Origin of the sequence: Microbacterium sp. MYb45, from assembly GCF_002979655.1 — a bacterium.
In the GTDB taxonomy this organism is placed as follows: domain Bacteria; phylum Actinomycetota; class Actinomycetes; order Actinomycetales; family Microbacteriaceae; genus Microbacterium.
On the sequence record NZ_PCPG01000001.1, the window covers coordinates 657,645 to 680,628 of the forward strand.

Annotated in this window: 22 protein-coding genes and 1 tRNA gene; 15 read left to right on the top strand and 8 right to left on the bottom strand. The window is 67.6% G+C overall.

The window, feature by feature from the left end; all coding sequences use genetic code 11:
* Positions 1 to 145: 145 nt before the first annotated feature.
* Positions 146 to 2,698 (bottom strand): aminopeptidase N, encoded by a 2,553-nt coding sequence (gene pepN, locus CQ034_RS03135; RefSeq protein WP_105709895.1) that lies wholly within the window; start codon positions 2,696 to 2,698, stop codon positions 146 to 148.
* Between the two features lie 178 nt (positions 2,699 to 2,876).
* On the opposite strand from pepN, the gene CQ034_RS03140 reads away from it, so the two are divergent.
* The 5 genes from CQ034_RS03140 to CQ034_RS03160 are packed head-to-tail and all read left to right on the top strand — an operon-like array spanning position 2,877 to position 7,762.
* Complete coding sequence (locus CQ034_RS03140) at positions 2,877 to 4,061, top strand: ferrochelatase (RefSeq protein ID WP_105709896.1); 1,185 nt, start codon at positions 2,877 to 2,879, stop codon at positions 4,059 to 4,061.
* Between the two features lie 38 nt (positions 4,062 to 4,099).
* Complete coding sequence (locus CQ034_RS03145; RefSeq protein ID WP_105709897.1) at positions 4,100 to 4,585, top strand: ribose-5-phosphate isomerase; 486 nt, start codon at positions 4,100 to 4,102, stop codon at positions 4,583 to 4,585.
* 55 nt (positions 4,586 to 4,640) lie between these two features.
* Positions 4,641 to 5,585 (top strand): Fpg/Nei family DNA glycosylase, encoded by a 945-nt coding sequence (locus CQ034_RS03150; protein ID WP_258134001.1) that lies wholly within the window; start codon positions 4,641 to 4,643, stop codon positions 5,583 to 5,585.
* Positions 5,586 to 5,624: 39 nt separating this feature from the next.
* Positions 5,625 to 6,266 carry an FMN-binding negative transcriptional regulator gene (locus tag CQ034_RS03155; protein ID WP_105709898.1) on the top strand — a complete coding sequence of 214 codons (642 nt, stop codon included), beginning with the start codon at positions 5,625 to 5,627 and terminating at the stop codon, positions 6,264 to 6,266.
* Entirely contained in the window at positions 6,263 to 7,762 is a 1,500-nt protein-coding gene (locus tag CQ034_RS03160; RefSeq protein ID WP_105709899.1) for an amidohydrolase, read from the top strand. Before CQ034_RS03155 ends, CQ034_RS03160 begins: the two co-directional genes overlap by 4 nt.
* Positions 7,763 to 7,828: 66 nt before the next feature.
* Here CQ034_RS03160 and CQ034_RS03165 read toward each other — a convergent pair whose 3' ends face one another.
* On the bottom strand, positions 7,829 to 8,314 hold the full coding sequence (locus CQ034_RS03165) for a Dps family protein (RefSeq protein WP_029263436.1): 486 nt from the start codon (positions 8,312 to 8,314) through the stop codon (positions 7,829 to 7,831).
* A gap of 130 nt (positions 8,315 to 8,444) precedes the next feature.
* Here CQ034_RS03165 and CQ034_RS03170 point away from each other — a divergent pair, with 130 nt between their 5' ends.
* Together CQ034_RS03170 and CQ034_RS03175 are read left to right on the top strand one after the other, a co-directional pair.
* A complete protein-coding gene (locus CQ034_RS03170; RefSeq protein WP_105709900.1) occupies positions 8,445 to 8,981 on the top strand; it encodes a gamma carbonic anhydrase family protein in 537 nt (178 codons plus the stop codon).
* Positions 8,982 to 9,011: 30 nt separating this feature from the next.
* Positions 9,012 to 9,085, top strand: a tRNA-Ile gene (locus CQ034_RS03175).
* Here the strand turns inward: CQ034_RS03175 and CQ034_RS03180 are convergent.
* Complete coding sequence (locus tag CQ034_RS03180; RefSeq protein ID WP_181156196.1) at positions 9,083 to 9,715, bottom strand: helix-turn-helix domain-containing protein; 633 nt, start codon at positions 9,713 to 9,715, stop codon at positions 9,083 to 9,085. The genes CQ034_RS03175 and CQ034_RS03180 overlap by 3 nt on opposite strands.
* Before the next feature lie 129 nt (positions 9,716 to 9,844).
* On the opposite strand from CQ034_RS03180, the gene CQ034_RS03185 reads away from it, so the two are divergent.
* Both CQ034_RS03185 and CQ034_RS03190 read left to right on the top strand, forming a co-directional pair.
* On the top strand, positions 9,845 to 11,065 hold the full coding sequence (locus tag CQ034_RS03185; protein ID WP_105709902.1) for a globin domain-containing protein: 1,221 nt from the start codon (positions 9,845 to 9,847) through the stop codon (positions 11,063 to 11,065).
* A 118-nt stretch (positions 11,066 to 11,183) separates the two neighbouring features.
* Entirely contained in the window at positions 11,184 to 11,444 is a 261-nt protein-coding gene (locus CQ034_RS03190; protein WP_029263432.1) for a DUF6458 family protein, read from the top strand.
* Between the two features lie 42 nt (positions 11,445 to 11,486).
* Here the strand turns inward: CQ034_RS03190 and CQ034_RS03195 are convergent, their stop codons facing one another.
* The 3 genes from CQ034_RS03195 to CQ034_RS03205 all read right to left on the bottom strand — a co-directional run bounded on the left by CQ034_RS03195 (position 11,487) and on the right by CQ034_RS03205 (position 13,724).
* On the bottom strand, positions 11,487 to 11,804 hold the full coding sequence (locus CQ034_RS03195; protein WP_029263431.1) for a hypothetical protein: 318 nt from the start codon (positions 11,802 to 11,804) through the stop codon (positions 11,487 to 11,489).
* A gap of 169 nt (positions 11,805 to 11,973) precedes the next feature.
* The gene (locus tag CQ034_RS03200; protein WP_105709903.1) at positions 11,974 to 12,888 is read right to left on the bottom strand and encodes a helix-turn-helix transcriptional regulator; all 915 of its coding nucleotides are present in this window, start codon (positions 12,886 to 12,888) and stop codon (positions 11,974 to 11,976) included.
* 110 nt (positions 12,889 to 12,998) lie between these two features.
* A complete protein-coding gene (locus tag CQ034_RS03205) occupies positions 12,999 to 13,724 on the bottom strand; it encodes a 3'-5' exonuclease (RefSeq protein ID WP_105709904.1) in 726 nt (241 codons plus the stop codon).
* A 66-nt stretch (positions 13,725 to 13,790) separates the two neighbouring features.
* Here CQ034_RS03205 and CQ034_RS03210 point away from each other — a divergent pair, with 66 nt between their 5' ends.
* Positions 13,791 to 14,690, top strand: a complete 900-nt coding sequence (locus tag CQ034_RS03210; RefSeq protein ID WP_105709905.1) for an alpha/beta fold hydrolase — start codon at positions 13,791 to 13,793, stop codon at positions 14,688 to 14,690.
* On the opposite strand, the gene CQ034_RS03215 is transcribed toward CQ034_RS03210, so the two are convergent.
* Positions 14,662 to 15,135 (bottom strand): Lrp/AsnC family transcriptional regulator, encoded by a 474-nt coding sequence (locus tag CQ034_RS03215; RefSeq protein WP_029263426.1) that lies wholly within the window; start codon positions 15,133 to 15,135, stop codon positions 14,662 to 14,664. The genes CQ034_RS03210 and CQ034_RS03215 overlap by 29 nt on opposite strands.
* 168 nt (positions 15,136 to 15,303) lie before the next feature.
* On the opposite strand from CQ034_RS03215, the gene pdhA reads away from it, so the two are divergent.
* The 3 genes from pdhA to CQ034_RS03230 are packed head-to-tail and all read left to right on the top strand — an operon-like array spanning position 15,304 to position 18,790.
* On the top strand, positions 15,304 to 16,419 hold the full coding sequence (pdhA, locus tag CQ034_RS03220; RefSeq protein ID WP_105709906.1) for a pyruvate dehydrogenase (acetyl-transferring) E1 component subunit alpha: 1,116 nt from the start codon (positions 15,304 to 15,306) through the stop codon (positions 16,417 to 16,419).
* 2 nt (positions 16,420 to 16,421) lie between these two features.
* The gene (locus tag CQ034_RS03225) at positions 16,422 to 17,432 is read left to right on the top strand and encodes an alpha-ketoacid dehydrogenase subunit beta (protein WP_029263424.1); all 1,011 of its coding nucleotides are present in this window, start codon (positions 16,422 to 16,424) and stop codon (positions 17,430 to 17,432) included.
* Positions 17,429 to 18,790, top strand: coding sequence for a dihydrolipoamide acetyltransferase family protein (locus CQ034_RS03230; protein WP_105709907.1), 1,362 nt, complete (start codon positions 17,429 to 17,431; stop codon positions 18,788 to 18,790). The genes CQ034_RS03225 and CQ034_RS03230 overlap by 4 nt, the downstream gene beginning before the upstream one ends.
* Here CQ034_RS03230 and CQ034_RS03235 read toward each other — a convergent pair.
* Entirely contained in the window at positions 18,783 to 19,391 is a 609-nt protein-coding gene (locus tag CQ034_RS03235; RefSeq protein WP_029263422.1) for a TetR/AcrR family transcriptional regulator, read from the bottom strand. The two genes, CQ034_RS03230 and CQ034_RS03235, sit on opposite strands and share 8 nt — an antisense overlap.
* A gap of 111 nt (positions 19,392 to 19,502) precedes the next feature.
* Here CQ034_RS03235 and CQ034_RS03240 point away from each other — a divergent pair, with 111 nt between their 5' ends.
* Together CQ034_RS03240 and CQ034_RS03245 are read left to right on the top strand one after the other, a co-directional pair.
* Complete coding sequence (locus tag CQ034_RS03240; protein ID WP_105709908.1) at positions 19,503 to 21,056, top strand: carboxyl transferase domain-containing protein; 1,554 nt, start codon at positions 19,503 to 19,505, stop codon at positions 21,054 to 21,056.
* A 5-nt stretch (positions 21,057 to 21,061) separates the two neighbouring features.
* The gene (locus CQ034_RS03245; RefSeq protein ID WP_105709909.1) at positions 21,062 to 22,984 is read left to right on the top strand and encodes a biotin carboxylase N-terminal domain-containing protein; all 1,923 of its coding nucleotides are present in this window, start codon (positions 21,062 to 21,064) and stop codon (positions 22,982 to 22,984) included.

Genomic DNA, 22,984 nt, shown 5'->3' on the forward strand with positions numbered 1-22,984 from the left:
GAGCGGGTCTCTGTGCAGGCTGGGCGGATCCGCCGTGCGAAAACGGAGACCATCCACGTCCGCTGCGTCGCATCCGCGCGGGACACTCCGAGAGCGAGGTGGGTGGTCTCCGTTTCGAGAGCCGGTGGCGGCTGAGGCGGAGCGCTCAGTCCTCCGCGTCGCGTGCCTGTGCGGCGAGTGCGCGCTCGACGTCCGCGAGGTTCTCGAGCACCAGGCGTCGAAGCGCCGGCGCAGCATCCTGGTTGGCCGCCAGCCACGAGCGCGTCGCGTCACGAAGCGCCCCGTCGGCGAGAGCCGTCGGGAAGAGCCCGACGATCAGGTACTGAGCGATCTGGTAGGTGCGCGACTCCCAGATGGGGAGCAGCATGTCGAAGTAGGCGGGGACGAACTCGCCCAGTACGGCGGCGCCGGCAGGATGCGCGAAACCGAGCGCGGCGGAGCGAACGATCGTGTTGGGAGCATCGTCGCGCTCGATGAGCGAAGCCCAGGCCGCTTTCTTGGACGCCGAGTCGGGCAGAGACGCCCGCGCCTGCGCGGCGAATTCCCCGCCCTTGGCGGTGTTGTCCGCCGCCAGAGCGGCATCGATCGCCGCGGCATCGGTGGCGCCGATGGTCGCGAGACCCACGAGCAGCTGCCAGTTCAGGTCTGCGTCGATCTCCAGACCGTGAAGCGTGTCCTCACCGGAGCGCAGACGGCCCACGATTCCCGCGTGCTCCGGAGTCACCAGGGCATTCGCGAAGGCGGTGACGAACTGCAGCTGGCTGTCGCTGCCCGGCTCGGCCGACTCCGCCAGGCTCCACAATCCGTCGGCGACCTTGAGACGAGCGGTCTCTCGCTCAGCCGGGGCGACGTAGAGCGTGGCGGCCGTCCGCAGCTGAGCGAGCGTGGTGCGCACGGTCGTCGACTCGGTCTCCCGGCCGATGTTCCCCAGCACGAGGTCGATGTAGGCGGAAGCCGCCGTCTCCGCATCCCGCGTCTGATCCCACGCGGCACCCCACACGAGCGAGCGGGCGAGCGGATCGTGGATGTCGGCCAGGTGAGCGATCGCGGTGGCGAGCGACTTCTCGTCGAGGCGGATCTTCGCGTAGGCGAGGTCCTCATCGTTGAGCAGCACGAGGTCGGGGCGGGCGATGCCCTGCAGCTCCGGCACCTCGGTGCGGTCGCCGTCGACGTCGACCTCGAGGTAGTGCGTGCGGGTGAGTGCACCGTCGGTCAGCGTGTAGAAGCCGATGCCCAGTCGGTGCGGTCGGATGGTGGGGTAGTCCGCCGGGGCCGTCTGCGTGATGGCGAAGCGCGAGATCGTGCCGTCGTGGTCCTCCGCGATGACCGGCTCGAGCGTGTTGACGCCTGCCGTCTCCAGCCACTTCTTCGACCATGTGCTGAGGTCGCGACCGCTGGTGGCCTCGAGCTCCGAAAGCAGGTCACTGAGTTCGGTGTTGCCCCAGGAGTGCTTCTGGAAGTACTGCGACACACCGGCGAAGAACGCCTCGATGCCGACCCAGGCGGCCAGCTGCTTCAGGACCGATCCGCCCTTGGCGTAGGTGATGCCGTCGAAGTTGACCTGCACGTCTTCCAGGTCGTTGATCTCCGCGACGATCGGGTGGGTCGAGGGGAGCTGGTCCTGTCGATAGGCCCAGGTCTTCTCCATGGCGTTGAACGTCGTCCACGCCTCGGTCCACTCGGTGGCTTCGGCGGTGGCGATGGTCGACGCCCATTCGGCGAACGACTCGTTCAGCCAGAGATCGTTCCACCACTTCATCGTGACGAGGTCGCCGAACCACATGTGTGCGAGCTCATGCAGGATCGTCACGACGCGGCGCTCCTTGACGGCGTCGGTGACCTTGCTGCGGAAGACATAGGTCTCGGTGAAGGTGACGGCTCCTGCGTTCTCCATCGCTCCCGCGTTGAACTCCGGGACGAAGAGCTGGTCGTACTTGGCGAACGGGTACGGAACCCCGAACTTCGACTCGTAGTAGGCGAAACCCTCGCGGGTCTTGTCGAAGATGTAGTCGGCATCGAGGTGCTGCCACAGGCTCTTGCGTCCGTAGACGCCGAGGGGGATCACACGGCCCGAGGCGCTGGTGAGCTCCGAGAACGTGGACTCGTAGGGTCCGGCGACGAGCGCGGTGATGTACGAGGAGATGCGTGGGGTCGGCTCGAAGCCCCAGGTCGCCGTCGTGTCGTCGTCGTGCACGATGGGCTCGGGCGTGGGGGAGTTGGAGATGACCTTCCATGCCGCTGGCGCCGTCACGGTGAACTGGAACGTCGCCTTGAGATCGGGCTGCTCGAACACCGCGAACACGCGACGTGAGTCCGGGACCTCGAACTGCGAGTAGAGGTAGACCTCTTCGTCGACCGGGTCGACGAAACGGTGGAGGCCCTCGCCCGTGTTCGTGTAGAGGCAGTCGGCATCGACGACCAGCACGTTCTCGGCCTGCAGCCCGCTGAGCGCGATGCGAGAGTCGGCGAAGACCTCGTTCGGATCGAGCTGCTCGCCGTTGAGGGAGATCTCACGCACGTCCCGGGCGATCAGGTCGATGAAGGTGAAGCTCTCCGGAGTCGCGGTGAAGCGCACCACGCTCCGGGAGCCGAAGATCTCGGCACCCTTGGTCAGATCGAGGGCGACTTCATAGGACTGAGTGTCGATGACGTCGCGGCGCTCCTGCGCTTCGATGCGGGTGAGGTTCTCTCCAGGCACAGCTTTACTCCCAGGGGTGAGGGGATGTCACCGGGGTCGGCGCAGTTGGCGCCGACGGCAACCATGACAGCCTACGCCAGTGCGGGAGCCGGCCCCTCGCATCGCACTCGGGAGGGCGGCGGTATAGAAACGGCGCTGCACGGACGCCTTTGCTCCGCCGAGGTGAAAGAATGGAGGGGTGACTGCGATCGAGCCGAATGCCGTTCCCTTTGCCTCGCCTGCTGCCGCGGGTGGTGCACCCTTCGTGACCACGCCGGTCGACTATGACGCGATCCTCCTCGCGGGCTTCGGGGGGCCCGAGGGGCAGGAAGATGTCATCCCGTTCCTGCGCAACGTGACCCGCGGTCGAGGAATCCCCGACGAACGGCTCGAGGAGGTCGCGCACCACTACCGGCATTTCGGCGGGGTGAGTCCGATCAACGGACAGAACCGCGTGCTCAAGGAAGCCCTCGAGAACGCCCTCGCCGCACGCGGCATCACGCTCCCCGTCTACTGGGGCAACCGCAACTGGGCTCCGTATCTCGAAGAGGTCGTGACCGAGGCCTCGACCAATGGTCACAACACGCTGCTGGCCTTCGCCACCAGCGCCTACAGTTCGTTCTCCAGCTGCCGTCAGTACCGCGAGGACTTCGCTCGCATCCTGGAGGAGACCGGGCTCGGGGAGACCGTGACGATCGACAAGATCCGGCCTTTCTACGACCACCCCGGTTTCGTGGAGGCGTTCGAGACGGGAGTCCGTGAGGCTGTCCAAGGCTTCCTGGCCGACGGTATCGCGGCGGCGGACATCCAGATCCTCTTCTCCACCCACAGCATCCCGACGGCCGACGCGGAGCGCTCCGGCGCGCGAGACATCGACTGGGGAGCGGGAGGCGCGTACGCCGCTCAGCATCTCGCCGTGGCTGCCTGGGTCATGGATCGGGTTCGCCAGACGGTTCCCGCAGCGGCCGACGTCTCGTGGGAGCTCGTCTACCAGTCCCGGTCCGGGCCCGCCTCGCAGCCGTGGCTCGAGCCCGACGTGTGCGACGTGATCGGTGAACTGCCCGACCGCGGACGCAAGGCAGTGGCGGTCGTCCCCGTCGGTTTCATGAGCGATCACATGGAGGTCCTGTGGGACCTCGACACCGAGGCCGCGGAGGCCGCGGAAGAGGCCGGACTCGCCTTCACGCGAACCCCCACCCCCGGTGTCTCACCGGCATTCGTCGACGGCATCGTGGACCTGATCGAGGAACGTCTCCAAGGTCGCCCCAACGAGGATCGTGCCCATGTTACGACGCTCCCCGGCGGCTTCGACGTCTGCCGACCCGGGTGCTGTGAGAACATCCGTGCGGGGTTCAAGCCCGCCGCCGCCGGCATCGCCCCATGACCTCGGAGCCGATCCGCGCCGCTTCTAGGATGGGAGTCATGCGCATCCACATCGCCACCGACCATGCGGGACTCGACTTCTCCACGCAGTTGCAAGAGCACCTGCGCGCTGCGGGGTATGAGGTCGTCGATCATGGCCCGATCGAGTACGACGCGGTCGACGACTACCCGGCGTTCTGCATCCGCGCGGCGCAGGCGGTCATCGCCGACCAGCGCGACGGTGTCGAAGCCCTCGGTGTGGTCTTCGGCGGTTCGGGGAACGGTGAGCAGATCGCAGCGAACAAGGTTGCGGGGGTGCGGGCCGCTCTGGTCTGGAACCTGTCGACGGCCGAGCTCGCCCGCGAGCACAACGACGCGAACGTCATCTCGATCGGCGCGAGGCAGCACACCTTCGACGAGGTGACCTCGTTCATCGACCGGTTCATCCAGACACCGTTCTCGGGTGATGAACGCCATGTGCGGCGGATCGGGCAGATCGCGGACTTCGAGCGCGACGGGTCCCTGCTCCCGGATCCGCGGGGCTGACATGCCCGAGGGCCACTCCGTTCACCGGATCGCATGACAGTTCGATCGCAACTTCGTGGGCAAGACTCTGAGCGCGTCCAGTCCACAGGGACGGTTCGCCGAGGGAGCCGCGGTTCTCGACGGACGTGCGGCGGTGAGTGTGCAGGCCGTCGGCAAGCAGATGTTCCTCGAGACGGAGGGCGACCTCTGGCTGCGGGTGCACCTCGGTCTCTACGGTGCCTGGGACTTCGCCGGTGAGATCATCGTCGATCCGACGATAGCCTCCGCCAACGGGCGGATGGGGCAGACGAACCAGCGCGGCACCGTCCTCGACGACCCCATCCTGGATGATGCCGGCGAGAACTCCCTCGCGTCCATCGGGGCACCACGCCGCACGAGGGTGCACGTCCGCATGTCGGAGCAGACGAAGGGCCTCGCCGATGAGGGGCTCGAATGGCCGCCTCCGGTCGTGGGACAGGTTCGTCTGCGCCTCATGACCGACATCACCGCCGCCGACCTGCGTGGCCCGACGGCATGCGTGCTCCAGACGCCGGAGGAGATGCTGGCGACGGTCGCGAAGCTCGGGCCCGACCCGCTGGTCGGGGACCCGGTCGAGAATGAGGAGCGGTTCGTCCGGGCGATCGGGAAGAGGTCGACGGTCATCGCCTTGCTTCTCATGGACCAGTCCGTCGTCAGCGGGATCGGGAACGTCTACCGCGCCGAGATGCTCTATCGGCAGCGGTTGAACCCGCATACTCCGGGTCGAGACGTTCCGGAAGAGGTCGTGCGCGCGCTCTGGCACGATTGGGTGCGACTGCTGGCGATCGGTGTCGAGACCGGCCAGATGATGACGATGGACGGTCTCACGGGCGAGGACTACCGCGCCGCGATGGCGAACCGCGACGACCGGCACTGGGTCTATCACCGGGCGGGGTTGCCGTGCCGGGTCTGTGGCACAGAGATCGCGCTCGAGGAGATCGGCGCTCGCAAGCTGTACTGGTGCCCGCGCTGCCAGGCGTGACCGGACTGTGCACCCCCGCATCCGTTCTAGGCTGATCGCATGCGACAGAATCCGAGCTTCACGCTCGCCGACGTGGCCGAGATCCGCCGGGTGATCGAGATGAGCCCCTGGGCGACGATCATGAGCGCCGGTGATGACGGTCTCGTCGCTTCGCACTATGCGGTGCTTCTGGACGAGACGCGCGACGACCTCACCATCGTCGGGCACGTCGGCCGCCCGGACGACCTCATCCACGGTATTGGGGAGCGCGAGCTCCTCGTCGTGTTCCAGGGGCCGCACGGCTACGTGTCGCCCGGCTGGTACGACGACGTGCAGGCGGTGCCGACGTGGAACTACACCGCCGTGCACCTCGCCGGTGTGCCGGAGATCCTCTCCGACGAAAAGAACCTGGTGGTACTGGATCAGCTCGTCGCGCGATTCGAGTCGCGGATGCCGGAGCCGAAGCTGATGTGGGAACGACCGAACGATGCCGCTTTCGTCCAGCGACTCGCTGCCGGCACAGTGGGGTTCCGGCTGACGCCCACCCGTGTGGTCGCGAAGCGCAAGCTCAGCCAGAACAAGCCGGTCGAGACGATCGAGACGGTGATCAGCGCCCTCCGGTCGGACGGTCCGTATTCGAACCCGGCTCTCGCGGAAGAGATGCGACGTGCCCAGGATGCCAGGACCGGAGGGCGGCGATGACAGATGGCGACGCGGTGGTCGGCACGGTCAGGGCTACGAGGATCGTCGGCCCCGGTCGTGAGTTCCTGATCGACGATGAGCCCGTCGACATCCACATCGCCGACGGGTTCATCGCCGATATCGCCCCCACCGGAGCGCTTCCCTCGCGGGGGGAGGTGCTCGATGTCGAAGGAGCGTGGGCGGTCCCCGGGCTCTGGGACAACCACGTCCACACCGTCCAGTGGGCGCTGACCGCGGAGCGCGCTCCGTTGGGTCATGCGGTCTCCGCGGCGGCTGCGGCGCACGCGATGAGCGGTGTCGTCCCCTTGCCGGACGGGCGCCGCGTCGGCACCGGGTTCCGTGATGCTCTCTGGCCGGATCGGCCGACCCTCGAGCTTCTGGACGCTGCCACCGGTGCGGTCCCCACTTACCTGATCAACGCGGATGTGCACAGCGTCTGGCTGAACTCTGCAGCGCTTGCGCGTGAGGGTTTCCGAAGCGACGACGGCCTGCTCCGTGAGACGGATGCCTTCGAGATCTCGCGTCGATTGAATGCAGTCGACGCCGCGCACGGCGACAGCGCGATGCGGCGAGCCGGCGAGCAGGCGGCCGCACGGGGTGTCACGGGTGTCGTCGACTTCGACATGGCCTGGGGTGCCGATGCATGGCCGCGCCGGATCCGGGATGGCTTCGCCGCGCATCGCGTGGAGTTCGCCGTGTATCCGTTCGATCTCGATCGGGCGATCGCCGCAGGGCTCCGCACCGGCGAGCCGCATGAGGAGCCTGATGCGCCCGCAGCGGGCCGCGGTCTCGTCCACATGGGACCGCTGAAGGTGATCACCGATGGGTCTCTGGGCACGAGGACGGCCGCGTGCTCGCACCCCTACCCGCACGATCCTGACAACTTCGGCATGCTGACGGTGCCCTCCGACGAGCTCGTCGACCTGCTGACACGAGCGGCAGGCGCGGGGTTGGCGGTGGCCGTGCATGCGATCGGCGACCGTGCCGTGACGTCGGCACTGGACGCCTTCACCACAACCGGGGCTGTGGGCTCGATCGAGCATGTGCAGCTCGTGCGGCACGCGGATCTGGCGCGCTTCGGACGCCTCGGGGTCGTTGCGAGCGTCCAGCCACAGCATGCCGTCGACGACCGTGAGCTCGTGGACCGGCTGTGGAGTGGGCAGACCGCGATCGGCTATCCGTTGGCTTCGCTGCGCGATGCGGGGGCCGAGATGCGCTTCGGTTCCGACGCGCCCGTCGCCCCCCTCGATCCATGGCAGGCCATCTCCGCGGCGGTGTCGCGGACGGAGGACGATCGGGCACCCTGGCATCCCGAAGAGCGGATCACGATCGGTCAGGCGCTCGAGGCGAGCGTGCGCACCTCGCTGCGACCGGGAGAGCCCGCCGACATCGTCGTGTGTGGCGCGGACCCCCTCGTGGCGAGCGGGGAGACGCTGCGCGGGATGCCGGTCTGGGCCACGTTGCTCGCCGGGCGCCGCACCCACGCGGGTTCGTAGTCCGCTCCATCACGCAGTAGGGCCGGTCCTCCGATGACGGAGAACCGGCCCTTCTGCGGTGGATGATCAGGCGGCGATGTGCGAGACGAGGAACCAGCGGTCCTTCTCGAGGCCGCGCTGAATCTCGATCGCGACGTCCTGGCTGGTGAGGTCGACCTCGTCGAGCCCCTCGACGGCAGCCTTGACATCGACCAGGATCGCGTCGATGTCGGCGATCACGGCGCGGATCAGCTCGTCCGACTGGGTGAAGCCCGCGGGGACGGTGGTCGCGCCGGCCTTCTCAGCCACGGCGCTGACACGGGCGTCGATCGGCAGGCCGAGGGCGACGATCCGCTCGGCGGCAGTGTCGGCGAAGTCGCCGGCATGCGCGACGATCGTGTCGAGAAGCTCGTGGACGCCGACGAAGTTGGCGCCGCGCACGTGCCAGTGCGCCTGCTTGCCGTTGACGGTGAGCGCCTGGAGGCCGAGCACGACAGGGGAGAGGAACTGGGCCGCCCCTGCAGCCACGGTCGGGTCGATGGCGGTGGTGGAAACGGTCTGTGCCTTGCTCATCTTGTGCTCCTCCGGAGGGAAATCGCGTATCTGATGTATGCAACGCTACTCAGGCTGAGACATTCCGCAAGCAAGCTGAGGCTGGGCTCACTTCCGCATGATTCCGCGGGCATTCGGGTAGCCTCGCCTCATGAGCATCGCTGCCGGAGCTTCCGTCCTCGCCCTGCCGAACAGCGTCCCGTCGATCGCTGACACGGCGTTCGTCGCGGAGGGCGCCCGCATCATCGGAAACGTCTCGCTCGCGGCCGGCGCCAGCGTCTGGTACAACGCCGTGCTCCGCGGCGACTCTGCAGGAATCTTCATCGGACCGGACTCCAACGTGCAGGACAACGTCTCGGTGCACGTGGATTCCGACCACCCCGTATCTGTCGGCACAAAGGTGTCCATCGGCCACAACGCGGTCGTGCACGGTTGCACGATCGGCGACGGCACGCTCATCGGCATGGGCGCCGTGATACTCAGCGGAGCGAGGATCGGTGCCGGGTGTCTGATCGCCGGGGGTGCGGTCGTGCTCGGCGAGGCCGAGATCCCGGCTGGTTCGCTGGTGGCCGGGGTCCCCGCGAAGGTGCGTCGGGGGCTCAGCGACGAGGAGCGAGCGGGTCTCATCGCCAATGCCGATATCTACCTCGTGCACTCGCGGAACCACTCCGCGGCTACCCGGGCGTGACCGTCTCGGCCGCTAGGCTGAGAGACGTAAGGGGCGGTGGCCAAGCTGGTTAAGGCAGTGGGCTCATAACCCAACGATCGCGGGTTCAAGTCCCGCCCGCCCTACGCTTCACCTTCAGCGATTCGTGCGTCGCCACGCGTGAGGAACAGACGGCAGGTGTGACTCGTGACGAACGGCTCGAGAAGTTTCACCTCGAGCGGGCCGTCACTGTGGCGGAGAACGTCCCTCACCAGCTGAGCATGTACACCGCAGACGAGCTCCTGATCCGCGACGAGCAGGTCGTGATACTGACACGGGGTGAGGTCGAATCGTAGGGCCCTCTCGTCGACGACCGGGTTCAGGCCGGCATCATCGAGATGCTCGTAGAGCACATCGACCTGACGCAGCGCATCGGCCTCGAGCTCGTGCGGGGTCTCGCACGACATCGCCCGCAGCATGCGCCCCCGCGAGATAGCCCCCGCGACGCGAGCGCGCGCCACGGCGCTCGATGCGGTGTCGTGAACCGGGTGAAACACCACTGGCGGACGGCCACGCTTGCCCAGGACCAGAGTCTCACTGCAGATCAGCCCTTCGTCCTCGAGCACCCGCACATGATCACGCACGGTGTTGAGGGGTATTCCGCATTGCTCCGCCAACTCACCTGCTGAGCGTCCGGGGGTCTGCTGGATGGCGTGGAGCAATTGGAGCCGACGGGGTTGTGTCAGCCCGCGGAAGTCATGGGCGCGGCGGGGCATGTGGCGAGAGTAGACGGGGAGACGACCGTCGGTCTCACGTTCGACCGGAAATAAACCGGTAGAACGGAATGCGATGTCCGCGACGACTCGAGATGGTGGAACAACCATCACGATGAGGGGCGGAAAGCCATGAGACTCACATCAGAATCCGAGGCGATCGTCCGAGCGACCGCGGGGGTCGTCGCAGAGCATGCCGACGAGATCACCACTCTCTTCTACCGCGAGATGTTCGCCGTGCATCCGGAGTTGCTCCGAGTGTTCAACCGGGCGAATCAGGCGATCGGAGAGCAGCCGAAGGCCCTTGCAGCATCGATCGTCGCATTCGCCGTGCAGCTGATCGACCCCGAGGCACCCGACTTCGCACCGGTGATGCGTCGAATCGCGCACAAACATGTCTCGCTGGGCATCAAGGCGCGCCAATACACGATCGTCGGCCATCACCTCCTCGATGCGGTCGAAACCGTACTCGGCGACGCCGTCACGCCGGAGATCAGGGCCGCATGGGACGAGGTGTACTGGCTCTTCGGATGCTCGCTGATCGCGGAAGAGGCGAAGCTCTATGCCCTCGGCGGCACCGATCCCGATCACCCCTGGCGGAAGCATCGAGTGGTGGAACGGGTCGAGGAATCGGCTGACGTCGTGTCGCTCCTCCTCGCTCCGGTCTCCGGAGATGTCGCGACCCACCGCGCGGGGCAGTACGTGGCCATCGCCGTCGATCTACCGGATGGATCGCGCCAGCCGCGCCAGTACACGATCTCGTCCGGTCCCCGCAGCGACTCGCTGCGCGTGACGATCAAGCGTGTGCGAGCAAACGGGCGCACGCCTGACGGCCAGGTCTCGACATGGTTGCACGAGAACGCACATCCGGGAACGCTGCTCGACGTGTCGCAACCTGCTGGCGATGTCGTCGTCGACCACGATGAGACTCCGCTCGTCCTGGTATCCGCCGGTATCGGCATCACCCCGGTCGCCGCGATCGTCGAAGACCTCTCGCGCCACTCCCCGGCGCGCACCGTGCGCCTGTTCCATGCCGATCGCTCGCACGACACTCACGTGCTCTACGCGTCGTTGCGCAGGCAGGTGCTGGCGATGGAAGACGCCCGTGCGCAGAACTGGTATCGAGACGATGCGGGATCGGCGCCGACTCTTCGACCCGCGTTGTCGGGGCGCATGGACCTCGCCGCCGTCGAGCTGCCGGACGATGCGGACGTCTTCATGTGTGGGCCCTTGGACTTCATGCGTACATGTCGATCCACACTCCTGGCGCGCGGCGTCCCGCCGGAGCGGATCTCCTACGAGGTGTTCGGACCAGATCTCTGGGCGCAACAGCCGACTGTCGAAGCGGCCTGATCGCCGCACCGGGATATCGTGCGACCCGGACAGAGGCCGCTGTCAAGCCCCTCCCTGGCGCCCTCCTCAGGCGACATTCTTCCCACGTGCGGCATAGCGTCGCAGAACGGGAGGCACCATGAGCATCGGCAGCGGAATCGCGCTCTTCGTGATCGGGGCGATCCTCGTCTTCGCGGTGAACGTCGACATCCAATGGGTCGACCTCGACATGGTCGGGTACATCCTGATGGGCGCCGGCGTCGTCATCTTCCTCATCGGCATCGTGCTGCTCGCGCGTCGCCGCAGGACGGAGACGGTCTCGCGAACGTTCGTCGACCCGGCCACGGGCGAACCCACGACTCGTCGCTCCGTCAGCTCCAGCGGTGACGACGCGGTGTGAGGACTGCGGATGGCGTCCGACGATCGCGGTCGTCGGACGCCATCACTCCGCGGGGCTGCTCTCGAGATGCTCCTCGATGAGTGTGATGCCTCCGCTGGAGCTAGCCGAGTGCGCGAGTTCCTCGATCCACTTCCGGCTCAAGTCCGGCGATTCCGGTTCCTGAAAGACGAACCGGAGAGGGATCGACGGGTGCAGCCAGAGCGTCGAGCGCCCGGGAGCATCGCCTTCGGGATGCCGCCATGAGAGCGTGAAGCTCTCGTTGCGTCGTAGCTTGGTGGCGATAACGACTTTCAGATGCGCGAGCGCGCGATCGTCGATCTGGATCGGAGTCTGCGTGTCGCCGTAGTACAGGCTCCCCATCAGCGAACGAACATAGCGATGGGATGGGCGGCACGGGTCATGCGACTCCTCGACAGTGTGGCCACGGACCGAGGGAGTCCGGGTACTCGAACTCTAGCCATGGACTTCAGCTCGCACTGTGCCGGCGTCGCGACCCGCCGCAGAATGCGAACAGACTCTTCGCCGGGTGTCACGCCGGGATCAGCGACGGCGGTGTGCCGAAGGCCTGCTGGTATGCAGTGGCGAAGCGTGACGAGTGGCTGAAACCCCAGCGGCGCGCGACATCGCCGACCGAGCGCCCGTTGCCGTTCTGGAGGTCTCTGCGGGCGCCCTCGAGTCGTGCCCGGCGGAGGGCCTCGGTGGGAGTGATGTCGAGAGCTCGCCGGAACGCGTACTGGAGCCCTCTCGTGGAGATGTAGGCGGCAGCTGCGACATCGTCGATCGTGATCGGCAGGTGCGCGTTCTCGTCGATGTAGGCAAGCGCCCGGCGGACAGCCACCGGAGCTCCCGCCCGCTGGGCGGGGCGGCGCAGAGCCTCGGTGAAGCTCGTGGGGAACGCGGAGAGGGTCATCATCAGGGCATGGCGTTCGAGTTCGGCGGCGATCAGCGGGTCGGAGCCCGAGAGGGCGAGTGCCTGGTCGACATACGCGAACATCGTCTCCCAGCGCCGCGCGTCGGCGGCCGAGTGCGGCGCGAGCCCGGTCGTGCGCAACTTCAGGCCGTCATCGCCGGTCAACTGTCGTGCCCGCTCTTCGGCTGCGGGTCGGTCGAAGACGAGGGCGCGGACGTCGGCCGATCGGTCCCACTTCGCCTCCACTCGGGTGCCGTCGGAGATCCACGGTGCGCCCGGAGTGAGGCTGTGGCGCGCGGACCAGACCCGAGCATCCGGAGCGTCGACACGGCACACGAGGATCTGGTCGAGTGGCTCGGCCGTCGAATGCACCTGCGCCGCTAGTCGGTAGTTGACGAGCGTGACGCTGCGAAGCTCTTCGGACCGCCAGTCGAACCGGAAGCGCCGAGGGTCTGCATCCTGAAGCGCTGCAGAGGGAACGAACTGTTGCCACGTGGACTCGACCTGCTCGATGTCGGTGGACGTGAACTGCATGGGTGCTCCTTGTTCCTCGCACCGCGATCCCACTCGGCGGTGCCTGACAGGAGCGTAGCCCAGTGTGTCGACCGGCCGCGCATCAGCTGATCGGCAGCTTTTCGGCTCCGTCACCGGGCGGCGGTTCGAGCCGATCGCACGGGCCAGCTGCCGTCGATCGATTCCTCCGGATCGAGTCGGCCGATGCTCACGAAGTACTCCGTGAGGCTGGCCGCCTGCGAGCGCGCCCAGCCGATCTGATTCGTGTGCAGCTCTGCCGGGGTCTCGGGGAGGGAGAAGCGACGAGCGAGGGCTTGCGCCACACGACCGGCGGCGATCGCATCCGCGGACGCCTCATGCGCGCCGTCGAGCACGACCGCGTAGTGGGCGGCTACCACTTCGAGCGTGCGTCGCCCGCGGCGGTATCGGTCGTACGCCTTGTCGATCACCAGAGGGTCGATGATGGGGGAAGGGGCGGTCAGAGGGACGATTCCATGTCGGGCGGCCTCGTGCGCGAGCAGCGAGAAGTCGTACGCGGCGTTGTACGCGACCACCGGCACATTCTGCTCCAGCAGCGACCGTAGGGCCGCCGTGACCTCAGCGACGACTTCGGGCGACGGTCGCCCCTCCGCCCGCGCGTGTTCCGTGGTGATGCCGTGCACCGCACTGGCGCCATCCGGGATCGGGATGCCCGGATCGGCGAGCCAGGAGCGGGCGGCGATCTCGCGTCCTGCGGCATCGAGGACACCGACGTACGCGGTGACCACCCGATCGGACTCGACATCGACGCCGGTCGTCTCCAGGTCGAACACCCCGACACGGGTGAGCCACGCAGGGAGCGGGGGACCGGATGGCATGCCTTCACGCTATGCGCGGGCGCAGACATCCAGGGGAAGGCGCACGGCGACTCGTAGACTCGGAGCATGACCGTGCCTTCCCCCTATGCGGACCGCCTTCATCGACTCCCCGTGCAGCGCCACGCGGTAGAGGTGCGTGGAGCGACCACGGCGTACTGGGTCTACGGGCCTGAGAAGGCGGAGACGACGGTGATCGCTGTGCACGGCTTCCGCGGTGATCATCACGGGCTCGAACCAGTGTTGGCGTACCTCCCCGAGGTGCGTGTGGTCGCGCCTGATCTTCCCGGGTTCGGGGAATCAGCGCCTCTGCCCGGGCGCAGACACGACCTGGACGAGTATGCCGGTTGGCTTGACGACTTCGCAGCAGCGGTCGCCCCCGGCGCCATCATCCTGGGGCACTCCTTCGGATCCATCGTGACGGCGGCGGCGGTCGCCCGGGGACTGCGGACTCCGCGCCTGATCCTGCTGAACCCGATCGGGGCTCCGGCGCTGGAGGGACCGAAGGGTCTCATGACGCGCTTGGCCGTTTTCTACTACGCTCTCGGTGCCCGACTTCCGGAGAGACTCGGAACCGCGCTGCTGCGCAACCGCATCATCGTCCGCGTGATGAGCATCACGATGGCCAAGACCAGGGATCCCGCGCTCCGTCGTTTCATCCACGACCAGCACGACACATATTTCTCGCGATTCTCGGACCGGGATGTGCTCCGGGACGCCTTCATCGCGAGCGTCTCTCACGACGTCCGCGAATTCGCTCGCGAGATCGATGTTCCGACCCTGCTCGTCGCTGCAGAGCGTGACGACATCACCCCGATCGAGGCAGAACGCAGGCTGGCGGCGCTGTTCCCCGACGCGACACTCGTGGAGATCGCCGAGGTGGGGCATCTCATCCACTACGAGACGCCGGCAGAGGCGGCGGGCGCCGTTCGTCGGTTCCTCAGGATTCCCGTCGGGCGAGGCCGATAAGGCCTGCGACCCGGAACGGGATGACCTCGCCCATCGCGAGCGAGGTCTCCGTGCGCTCGACGCCTTCGATCGAGAGGATGCGGGCGTCGGTGTCGAAGAGGTGGCGTGCGTCCCTGCACGCGACACGAGCGAGCAGGTCGATCGAGCCGCTCAAGCCGTGCGCCTGTACGACTTCAGGGATCCGCGCGAGCTCGTTGATGATACGCGGCAGTTCGGTCTGGCGTACGCCGATGCTCACGAACGCCTGCAGGGGGAAGCCCAGGACGTCCGGCGAGAACGATCGCTCGTAGGAGAGGAAGATGCCGCTCTGCTCGAGGCGTGTCATCCGCGCCTGGATCGTGTTGCGGGACAGCCCGAGATTCTCCGCCAGCGCGACGATGGTGATCCTCGGATCATCGGCGAGGGCGGCGAGAAGCTCGAGATCGATGCGGTCGAGTCCTGGCATAGTGCCAAACCCTAGCAGTCGGACTTGGCGTCAAATTGTGCAACATGCTCAAGCCTCGCAAGAATGCTTGAGCGAGGTGTTCAGCGGACGTACCCTCAGAGCATGCCGGTGATGACGCCGGCGTCAACGCGCGGAGCCTCACGAGGGCCGCCGACGAGGAGGACGACGATGTCACCGCAGATCACCCCCATCGCAGACACCGCCCAGGATCTCGAACTCTCCGAACGCATCCTGGCTCCTGACGGGAGCCGTGTGTCGAACCCTCGACTGGATCCCTTCGTCGCCGACGTGGATGCTGGGCAGTTGCGGTCGCTGCTGCGCGACATGATCATCCTGCGCCGCATCGATGCCGAGGGCGTCGCGTTGCAACGCCAGGGACAGCTGGGCCTCTGGGCGCCGTGCCAGGGGCAGGAGGCGACGCAGATCGGGACCGCGCGGGCACTCGCTCCTGAGGACTACGTGTTCCCCAGCTACCGGGAGACCGGGGTCATTTACGCACGCGGCGCCCAGCCCGGCGACTACGTGCGCATGTGGCGAGGAGAAGAGGGCGCGGCCTACGACCCTGCAGCGCTGGGCGTCGCGCCTCTGCAGATCATCATCGGCGCACAGACGCTGCACGCGGTGGGGTACGCCCTGGGCATCCAGCGCGACGGTGCGGACGAGGTCGCGGTGACCTATTTCGGCGACGGAGCGACCAGCCAGGGCGACGTCAACGAGGCGATGATCTTCGCGGCGTCGTACCAGGCGCCGGTGGTCTTCGTGTGCCAGAACAACCATTGGGCGATCTCCGAGCCGGTCGCCGTGCAATCGCAGTTCCCGATCGCGGGTCGGGCTCCGGGATTCGGCATCCCGAGCCTCCGTGTCGACGGGAACGACGTGCTCGCATGCATGGCCGCCATGCGCTGGGCGTTGCAGCATGCACGCTCCGGCAAGGGCCCCGCCTACATCGAAGCCGTGACCTATCGCATGGGGCCGCACACCACGGCGGACGACCCGACGCGCTACCGCGACGCGGAGGAGCTCGAGTCCTGGCGGCGACGCGATCCGATCGCACGACTGGAGGCGCACCTCCGGGCCAGCGGTGACCTCACCGACGAGCACGTCGCCGAGACTCAGGCCGCCGCCGACGCGGTCGCGAAGGAGATGCGTGCTGCGTGCCTCGGAATGGTCACGCGTCCGCCGCTCGCGGTCTTCGACGGTGTCTACGCCGAACCCCACACGGGCCTCGAGCGTCAGCGCGGCGAGTATGCGGCGTACCTCGCCTCCTTCGAGAGCGAGGCGTGAACATGACCGAGCTCACTCTCGGAAAGGCGCTCGGCGCCGGCCTGCGGCAGGCCATGCGCGACGATGACAAGGTCGTGCTCCTGGGCGAGGACATCGGCAAGCTCGGTGGTGTCTTCCGCATCACCGACGGGCTTCTCGACGAGTTCGGAGCAGCGAGAGTGATCGACACTCCGCTCGCCGAGTCCGGCATCGTCGGCACAGCCGTGGGCCTCGCCTTCCGCGGTTATCGTCCTGTCGTCGAGATCCAGTTCGACGGCTTCGTGTATCCCGCCTTCGACCAGATCGTCGCCCAGGTCGCGAAGCTCCACTACCGCACACAGGGCCGGGTCAAGATGCCCATCACGATCCGGATCCCCTGGGCAGGAGGCATCGGCGCGGCGGAACATCACTCGGAGTCGCCCGAGGCGTATTTCGTGCATACGGCAGGCATCCGCGTGATCGCGGTGTCGAACCCCGAAGACGCATACCGGAGCCTGCGTCAGGCGATCGCGTCGGATGATCCTGTGGTCTTCTTCGAGCCGAAGCGGCTCTACCACCACAAGGGGGACGTCGACCTCGAAGCTCCCCTCGCGGACGCGCCGCCGATGGGACTGGCGCGCGTCGTGCGGGCAGGGACGGATGCGACGCTGATCACCTATGGGGCGATGGTCTCCACCGCCCTGCAGGCCGCGGAAGCCGCGGAGGACGAAGGGACATCCCTGGAGGTCATCGATCTGCGCTCGCTCTCGCCCGTCGACTACGACTCGGTCGCCGCGTCGGTACGGAAGACCGGACGGGTCGTGGTCGCACACGAGGCATCTCGTGAAGCCGGTGTCGCGGCCGAGGTGATCGCGAGCATCACGGAGCGCTGCTTCGAGTATCTGGAGTCGGCACCGTTGCGGGTGACCGGCCACGACGTGCCGTACCCGCCGGCGAAGCTCGAGAAGTATCACCTTCCTGATCTCGACCGGCTGCTGGACGCCGTCGATCGGGTACTGGATCGGCCGAACAGCCTGACGGGAGCAGAAGCATGATCGCGGAATTCCGTCTTCCCGACCTCGGAGAAGGGCTGGCCGAGGCCGAGGTCGTGCAATGGCTGGTCGCCCCGGGGGACTCGGTCGCCCTCAACCAGACACTGGCCGAGGTGGAGACCGCGAAGGCCGTGGTCGAGTTGCCGTCGCCGTACGAAGGCACGGTGGCAACCCTCCACGCGGAAGCAGGCGAGACGGTCGCCGTCGGGGCGGCACTGATCGACTTCGAGGTCGTCGGTGAAGAGGAGAGCACATCCGCGCCGATGCCGGAGGCGGACGAGAAGGCTCAGCCGAACCTCGTCGGATACGGCGCTGCCCCCACCGCGACCGGACGACCGGCCCGTCGCGCACGTCGCAGCGGAGCGGTGCCGGCGGTTGTCGACACAGCGGTGCTCGAGGCTGCGCCGCACGACGCCACGCCATCGTCCGCGGTCGACTCCGTGGTGGAGCGGCCGCGCTCGACGCCTCCGGTCCGCGCACACGCGAAGCGTCTCGGGATCGACCTCGTGCTGGTGGCCGCAGAGGTCGGAGACCGGGTGATCACTCGCGCTGACGTCGACGCCTACGCCGAAAGGGTAGGAGTGCGCAGTCAGGCCACGGCGGACGTCCCCGTCGCCGCCCCGTCGTCGCCGTTCACGCCCGGTGCTCCCGGCGACGGGGCGCGTGAGACCCGCGTACCGATTCGCGGAGTCCGCAAGCACACGGCCGCGGCGATGGTCCAGAGCGCTTTCACGGCACCTCACGTGACCGTCTTCCACACGGTGGACGTGACGGCGACCATGGACCTCCTTGCGAGCCTTCGAGACGATCGCTCACTCAGCGAGCATCGGATCGGACCACTCGCAGTGGTGGCGAAGGCCGTGTGCCTCGCGCTCGGACGCACCCCCGGACTCAACTCCCGGTGGGACGAGGCTGCCGGCGAGATCGTCCAGCACCACTACGTCGACCTGGGGATCGCGGCCGCGACAGATCGCGGGCTCATCGTGCCGATGATCCGCGACGCGGAGCGGCTGACTCTGGTGGAACTCGCGGGCGCGGTGAGAGCTCTCGCCGAGGTCGCGCGTTCGGGGAAGACCTCGCCGGCGGAGCTGGCCGGAGGCACCTTCTCGATCTCGAACATCGGGGTGTTCGGCGTCGATGCCGGCACACCCATCCTCCCGCCCGGCCAATCCGGGATTCTCGCGGTCGGCGCCGTGCGTCGTCAGCCCTGGGAGTTCCGCGGAGAGATCGCCCTCCGTCAGGTGATGACGCTCAGCCTCTCGTTCGACCACAGGCTCGTCGACGGCGCGGAAGGCGCGCGGTTCCTCAAGGATGTCGCGGACATCCTCGAGGAGCCGGGCCGGGCGATGCTTCTCAGATAGTCGCGCGAAGTGCGGCGTCCGCCATCGCGACCAGCACGGTCGCGGTGGCGGAGTGGCGCCGTGCTGCCGCACGCGTGCTGTGCGGCGTGGAATTGATGAGGCCGAAGCAGGCTTGGACTCGAAGGCGGAGCTCTTCCTGGTCCGCTCCGCCGGCGCCCGCGGTGTGCAGCGGCGCGAGCGCGTCCATCCAGAGGTCGATGTACGCGCGTTGCAGCCGACGGACGGCTGCCCGATCCGCTTCGGACAGGTGGGCGACGTCGCGGTCCTGCACCTGGATCACCTCGGCGTTCCCGAGGGCGAAATCGACATGGAAGGTGATCAGCCCGTGCATCCGCTCATCCGGGCTCGGGGTGTTCTCCGCCACCCGCCGCCCGCCGTTGATCAAGTCCTCGCTGACTTTGACGAGAACCGCGCCGAGCAATGCCTGCTTGCCGGCGAAGTGTCGGTAGACAGCCGGGCCGGACACGCCGACGGCGGCGCCGATGTCTTCCAGGCTCACGCCGCTGTATCCGCGCGCGGCGAAGAGGCGCGCGGCGGCGTGCAGGATCGCATCAGACCGTTCGGCCTTTGCGCGGTCTCGGGCGGTGACCGGGCTTGTCATCTCAGTTAATCCTCGCTAACCTGAATCAACGGGTTAGTGCACACTAACCGAATATGCCTGCACCGCGCCAGGGCGTCGCCCGCGCGGACGTGAGTCGAGGAGGACATCACGATGCCCGCAACGCAGGAGTCCCTGGCGCAGGAGCTGCGCGAGCGCCTCATGGCAGCCGCGCGCGGGGGACCGACCGCATCCCGTGAACGCCATGTGTCTCGGGGCAAGCTGTTGCCCCGAGATCGCGTCGCGCGAGTGCTCGACGAGGGCAGCCCGTTTCTCGAGGTCGCCCCGCTCGCCGCCGATGGTCTGTACGGGGGAGACGCTCCCGGCGCCGGAGTCATCGCCGGCATCGGACTCGTTCACGGTCGCCACGTCATGGTGATCTGCAACGACGCGACGGTGAAGGGTGGCACGTACTTTCCCCTCACGGTCAAGAAGCACCTGCGCGCCCAGGAGATCGCGCTCGAGAACAGGCTGCCGTGCCTGTACCTGGTCGATTCGGGGGGAGCGTTCCTGCCGAAACAGGACGAGGTGTTCCCCGATCGCGAGCACTTCGGGCGGATCTTCTTCAATCAGGCGCGGATGTCGGCCGAGGGGATTGCGCAGCTTGCCGCGGTCCTGGGCTCCTGCACCGCAGGTGGCGCCTACGTGCCTGCCATGAGCGACGAGACGGTCATCGTGCGCGGTCAGGGAACGATCTTCCTCGGCGGGCCGCCGCTGGTGAAGGCAGCGATCGGCGAGGTCGTGACCGCCGAAGAACTCGGCGGGGGCGAGCTGCACGCACGGCGGAGCGGTGTCGTCGACCATCTCGCGGAGGACGACGAGCACGCGCTCGAGATCCTGCGCGACATCGTCGCCACTCTTCCGCCGCCCGCGGCACCCGCCTGGGAGGTCCTGAGCGGCCGCCCGCCCGCTGAGCCGTCAAGCCTGTACGATGCCGTTCCCGTCGACGTGAACGCCGCGTACGACGTGCGTGAGGTCATCTCGCGCCTCGTCGACGGCGACACGTTCCTCGAGTTCAAGCCCGAGTACGGCACGACCCTGGTCACGGGGTTCGCCCGACTCCACGGGCATCCGGTGGGTATCGTGGCGAACAACGGCGTGCTGTTCAGCGAATCCGCACTCAAGGGAGCGCACTTCATCGAACTGTGCGATCAACGGGGGATACCACTGTTGTTCCTGCAGAACATCACGGGGTTCATGGTGGGCTCCGATGCCGAGGCAGGCGGCATCGCCAAGGACGGCGCGAAGATGGTCACGGCCGTGGCGAGTACGAGGGTGCCGAAACTCACCGTCATCATCGGTGGTTCGTTCGGGGCGGGCAACTACTCGATGTGCGGACGGGCGTACTCACCGCGGTTCCTCTGGACCTGGCCTGCGAGCCGCATCTCTGTGATGGGCGGAACGCAGGCCGCATCAGTGCTCGCCACGGTCAAGGAAGACCAGTTGTCCGCGCGTGGCGAGTCGTGGAGCACCGAGGAGCGTGGCGAGTTCGAAGCACCCATCCGCGAGCAGTACGAGCGCCAGGGGGAGCCCTATTACGCCACGGCACGGCTGTGGGACGACGGCATCGTCGATCCCGCGCAGACCCGCGACTTGCTCGGGCTCGCGCTCGACGTCGTCGCCCGCAGTCCGCTGCCCGAACCGCGCTTCGGCGTCTTCCGGATGTGAGTGCCATGTCATCATCGACCGTTTCCTTCCATACCGTGCTCGTCGCCAACCGCGGCGAGATCGCCCGTCGGGTGATCCGTACCCTCCGTACCCTCGGAATCCGCAGCGTCGCCGTGTACAGCGATGCGGATGCGTCCGCGCCCCACGTACGCGAAGCGGATCTGGCGGTGCGGATCGGTCCCGCGCCCGCCGTCGAGTCCTACCTCGACATCGATGCGGTGATCGCCGCGGCCCGCAGCACCGGTGCACAGGCGATCCATCCCGGCTACGGGTTCCTCTCCGAGAGTGTCGGTCTCGCCGAGGCCTGCGCCGAGAGCGGCGTCGTCTTCATCGGCCCCTCCGTCGACGCTCTGCAGATCATGGGAGACAAGGCCCGCGCCCGCGAGCATGTGCTGCGCTACGGCGTGCCTGTCGTTCCGGGCTTCGACGCCAAAGGCCTCTCCGACCTCGAGATCGCCGAGGAGGCGGAGAACGTCGGCTACCCGCTGCTGGTCAAGCCCAGTGCAGGTGGCGGAGGAAAGGGCATGGAGGTCGTCTCCGACGCTGCGGGGCTGCGCGGAGCGCTCGCCTCGGCTCGTCGGGTCGCGTCAGCCGCCTTCGGAGATGACTCGCTCATCCTGGAGCGCCTGATCCGTCGCCCACGGCACATCGAGGTGCAGGTCTTCGGCGATGCCCACGGAACGGTCATCGCCCTCGGCGAGCGCGAGTGCACGCTGCAGCGTCGTCATCAGAAGGTCATCGAGGAGGCACCGTCGGCTGGCATCCCCGCACATACGAGGGAGCGGCTGCTCTCGGCGGCCGTTCTGGCAGCGGAGAGCGTCGAGTACGTCGGCGCCGGCACGGTCGAGTTCCTCATCGACGCCGACGCGCCGGACGAGGTCTTCTTTATCGAGATGAACACGCGACTCCAGGTGGAGCATCCCGTCACCGAGGAGGTCACGGGGCTGGATCTCGTCTCGCTCCAACTGCGAGTGGCCGACGGGCTTCCGCTGGACGTCACGCCGCGGTTGCGCGGCCATGCGGTCGAAGCGCGCGTGTACGCCGAGTCACCCGAGCGCGGCTTTCTGCCCTCCACGGGTACGGTCCTCCTGTTCGACCCGCCGCCCGGAGTGCGCGTGGATTCGGCGATCGAGACGGGGATCGAGGTCACCGGTTTCTACGACCCGATGATCGCGAAGGTCGTCTCGTTCGCCGATGATCGTGAAGCCGCCCTCGCGCGCCTCGATGAGGCACTCGCACGCATGGTGGTCTTGGGCGTCGACACGAACATCGCCTTCCTGCGGACCCTGTGCCGACACGAGAGAGTGGTCGCGGGTGATCTCGACACCGGACTCATCGAGACGCTGCTGCCCTGGAAAGCGGAACGCCCGTCGCGCGCCCAGTTGGCTGCGGCGAGGAAGGTGTCGGCCACCGGAGCAGGGGAACCGCTGCGGACCACCGCGCTGTGGCGGGAGCGTCCAGGCTGGAGGCTGGGTGCCGCGGCCGTACCGGAGGCGACGTTCGTGGCCCTCACGGATGACGACGAAGAGGTTGAACTCGGCGCCGGGGAAGGGCCCGCCCCGCACGGGGTGGTGCATGCCGAGATGGACGCCGATGGCGCGGTCTGGGTGTCGGAGAGAGGCCGCACGGTGCGTCTGCGCCCGCTCGACAGGCGGCACAGGACGCTTCATCGTCTCGCTCAGCGCGAAGCAGGATCGGCGAGGACCGAGCCTGAGGGGCGAGCGCCCATGCCGGGCAGCGTCGTTGCCGTGCTGGTTGCGAACGGGGATGCGGTCTCGGCCGGCGACCCACTCGTCGCGATCGAGGCGATGAAGATGGAGCACCAGGTGCTGGCACCCCGCGATGGCGTGGTGCACCTGCTGGTCGCGGTGGGCGATCAGGTGCGGCGTGACCAACCGGTCGCCCGCGTGACGACGGAGGAGAGTTGA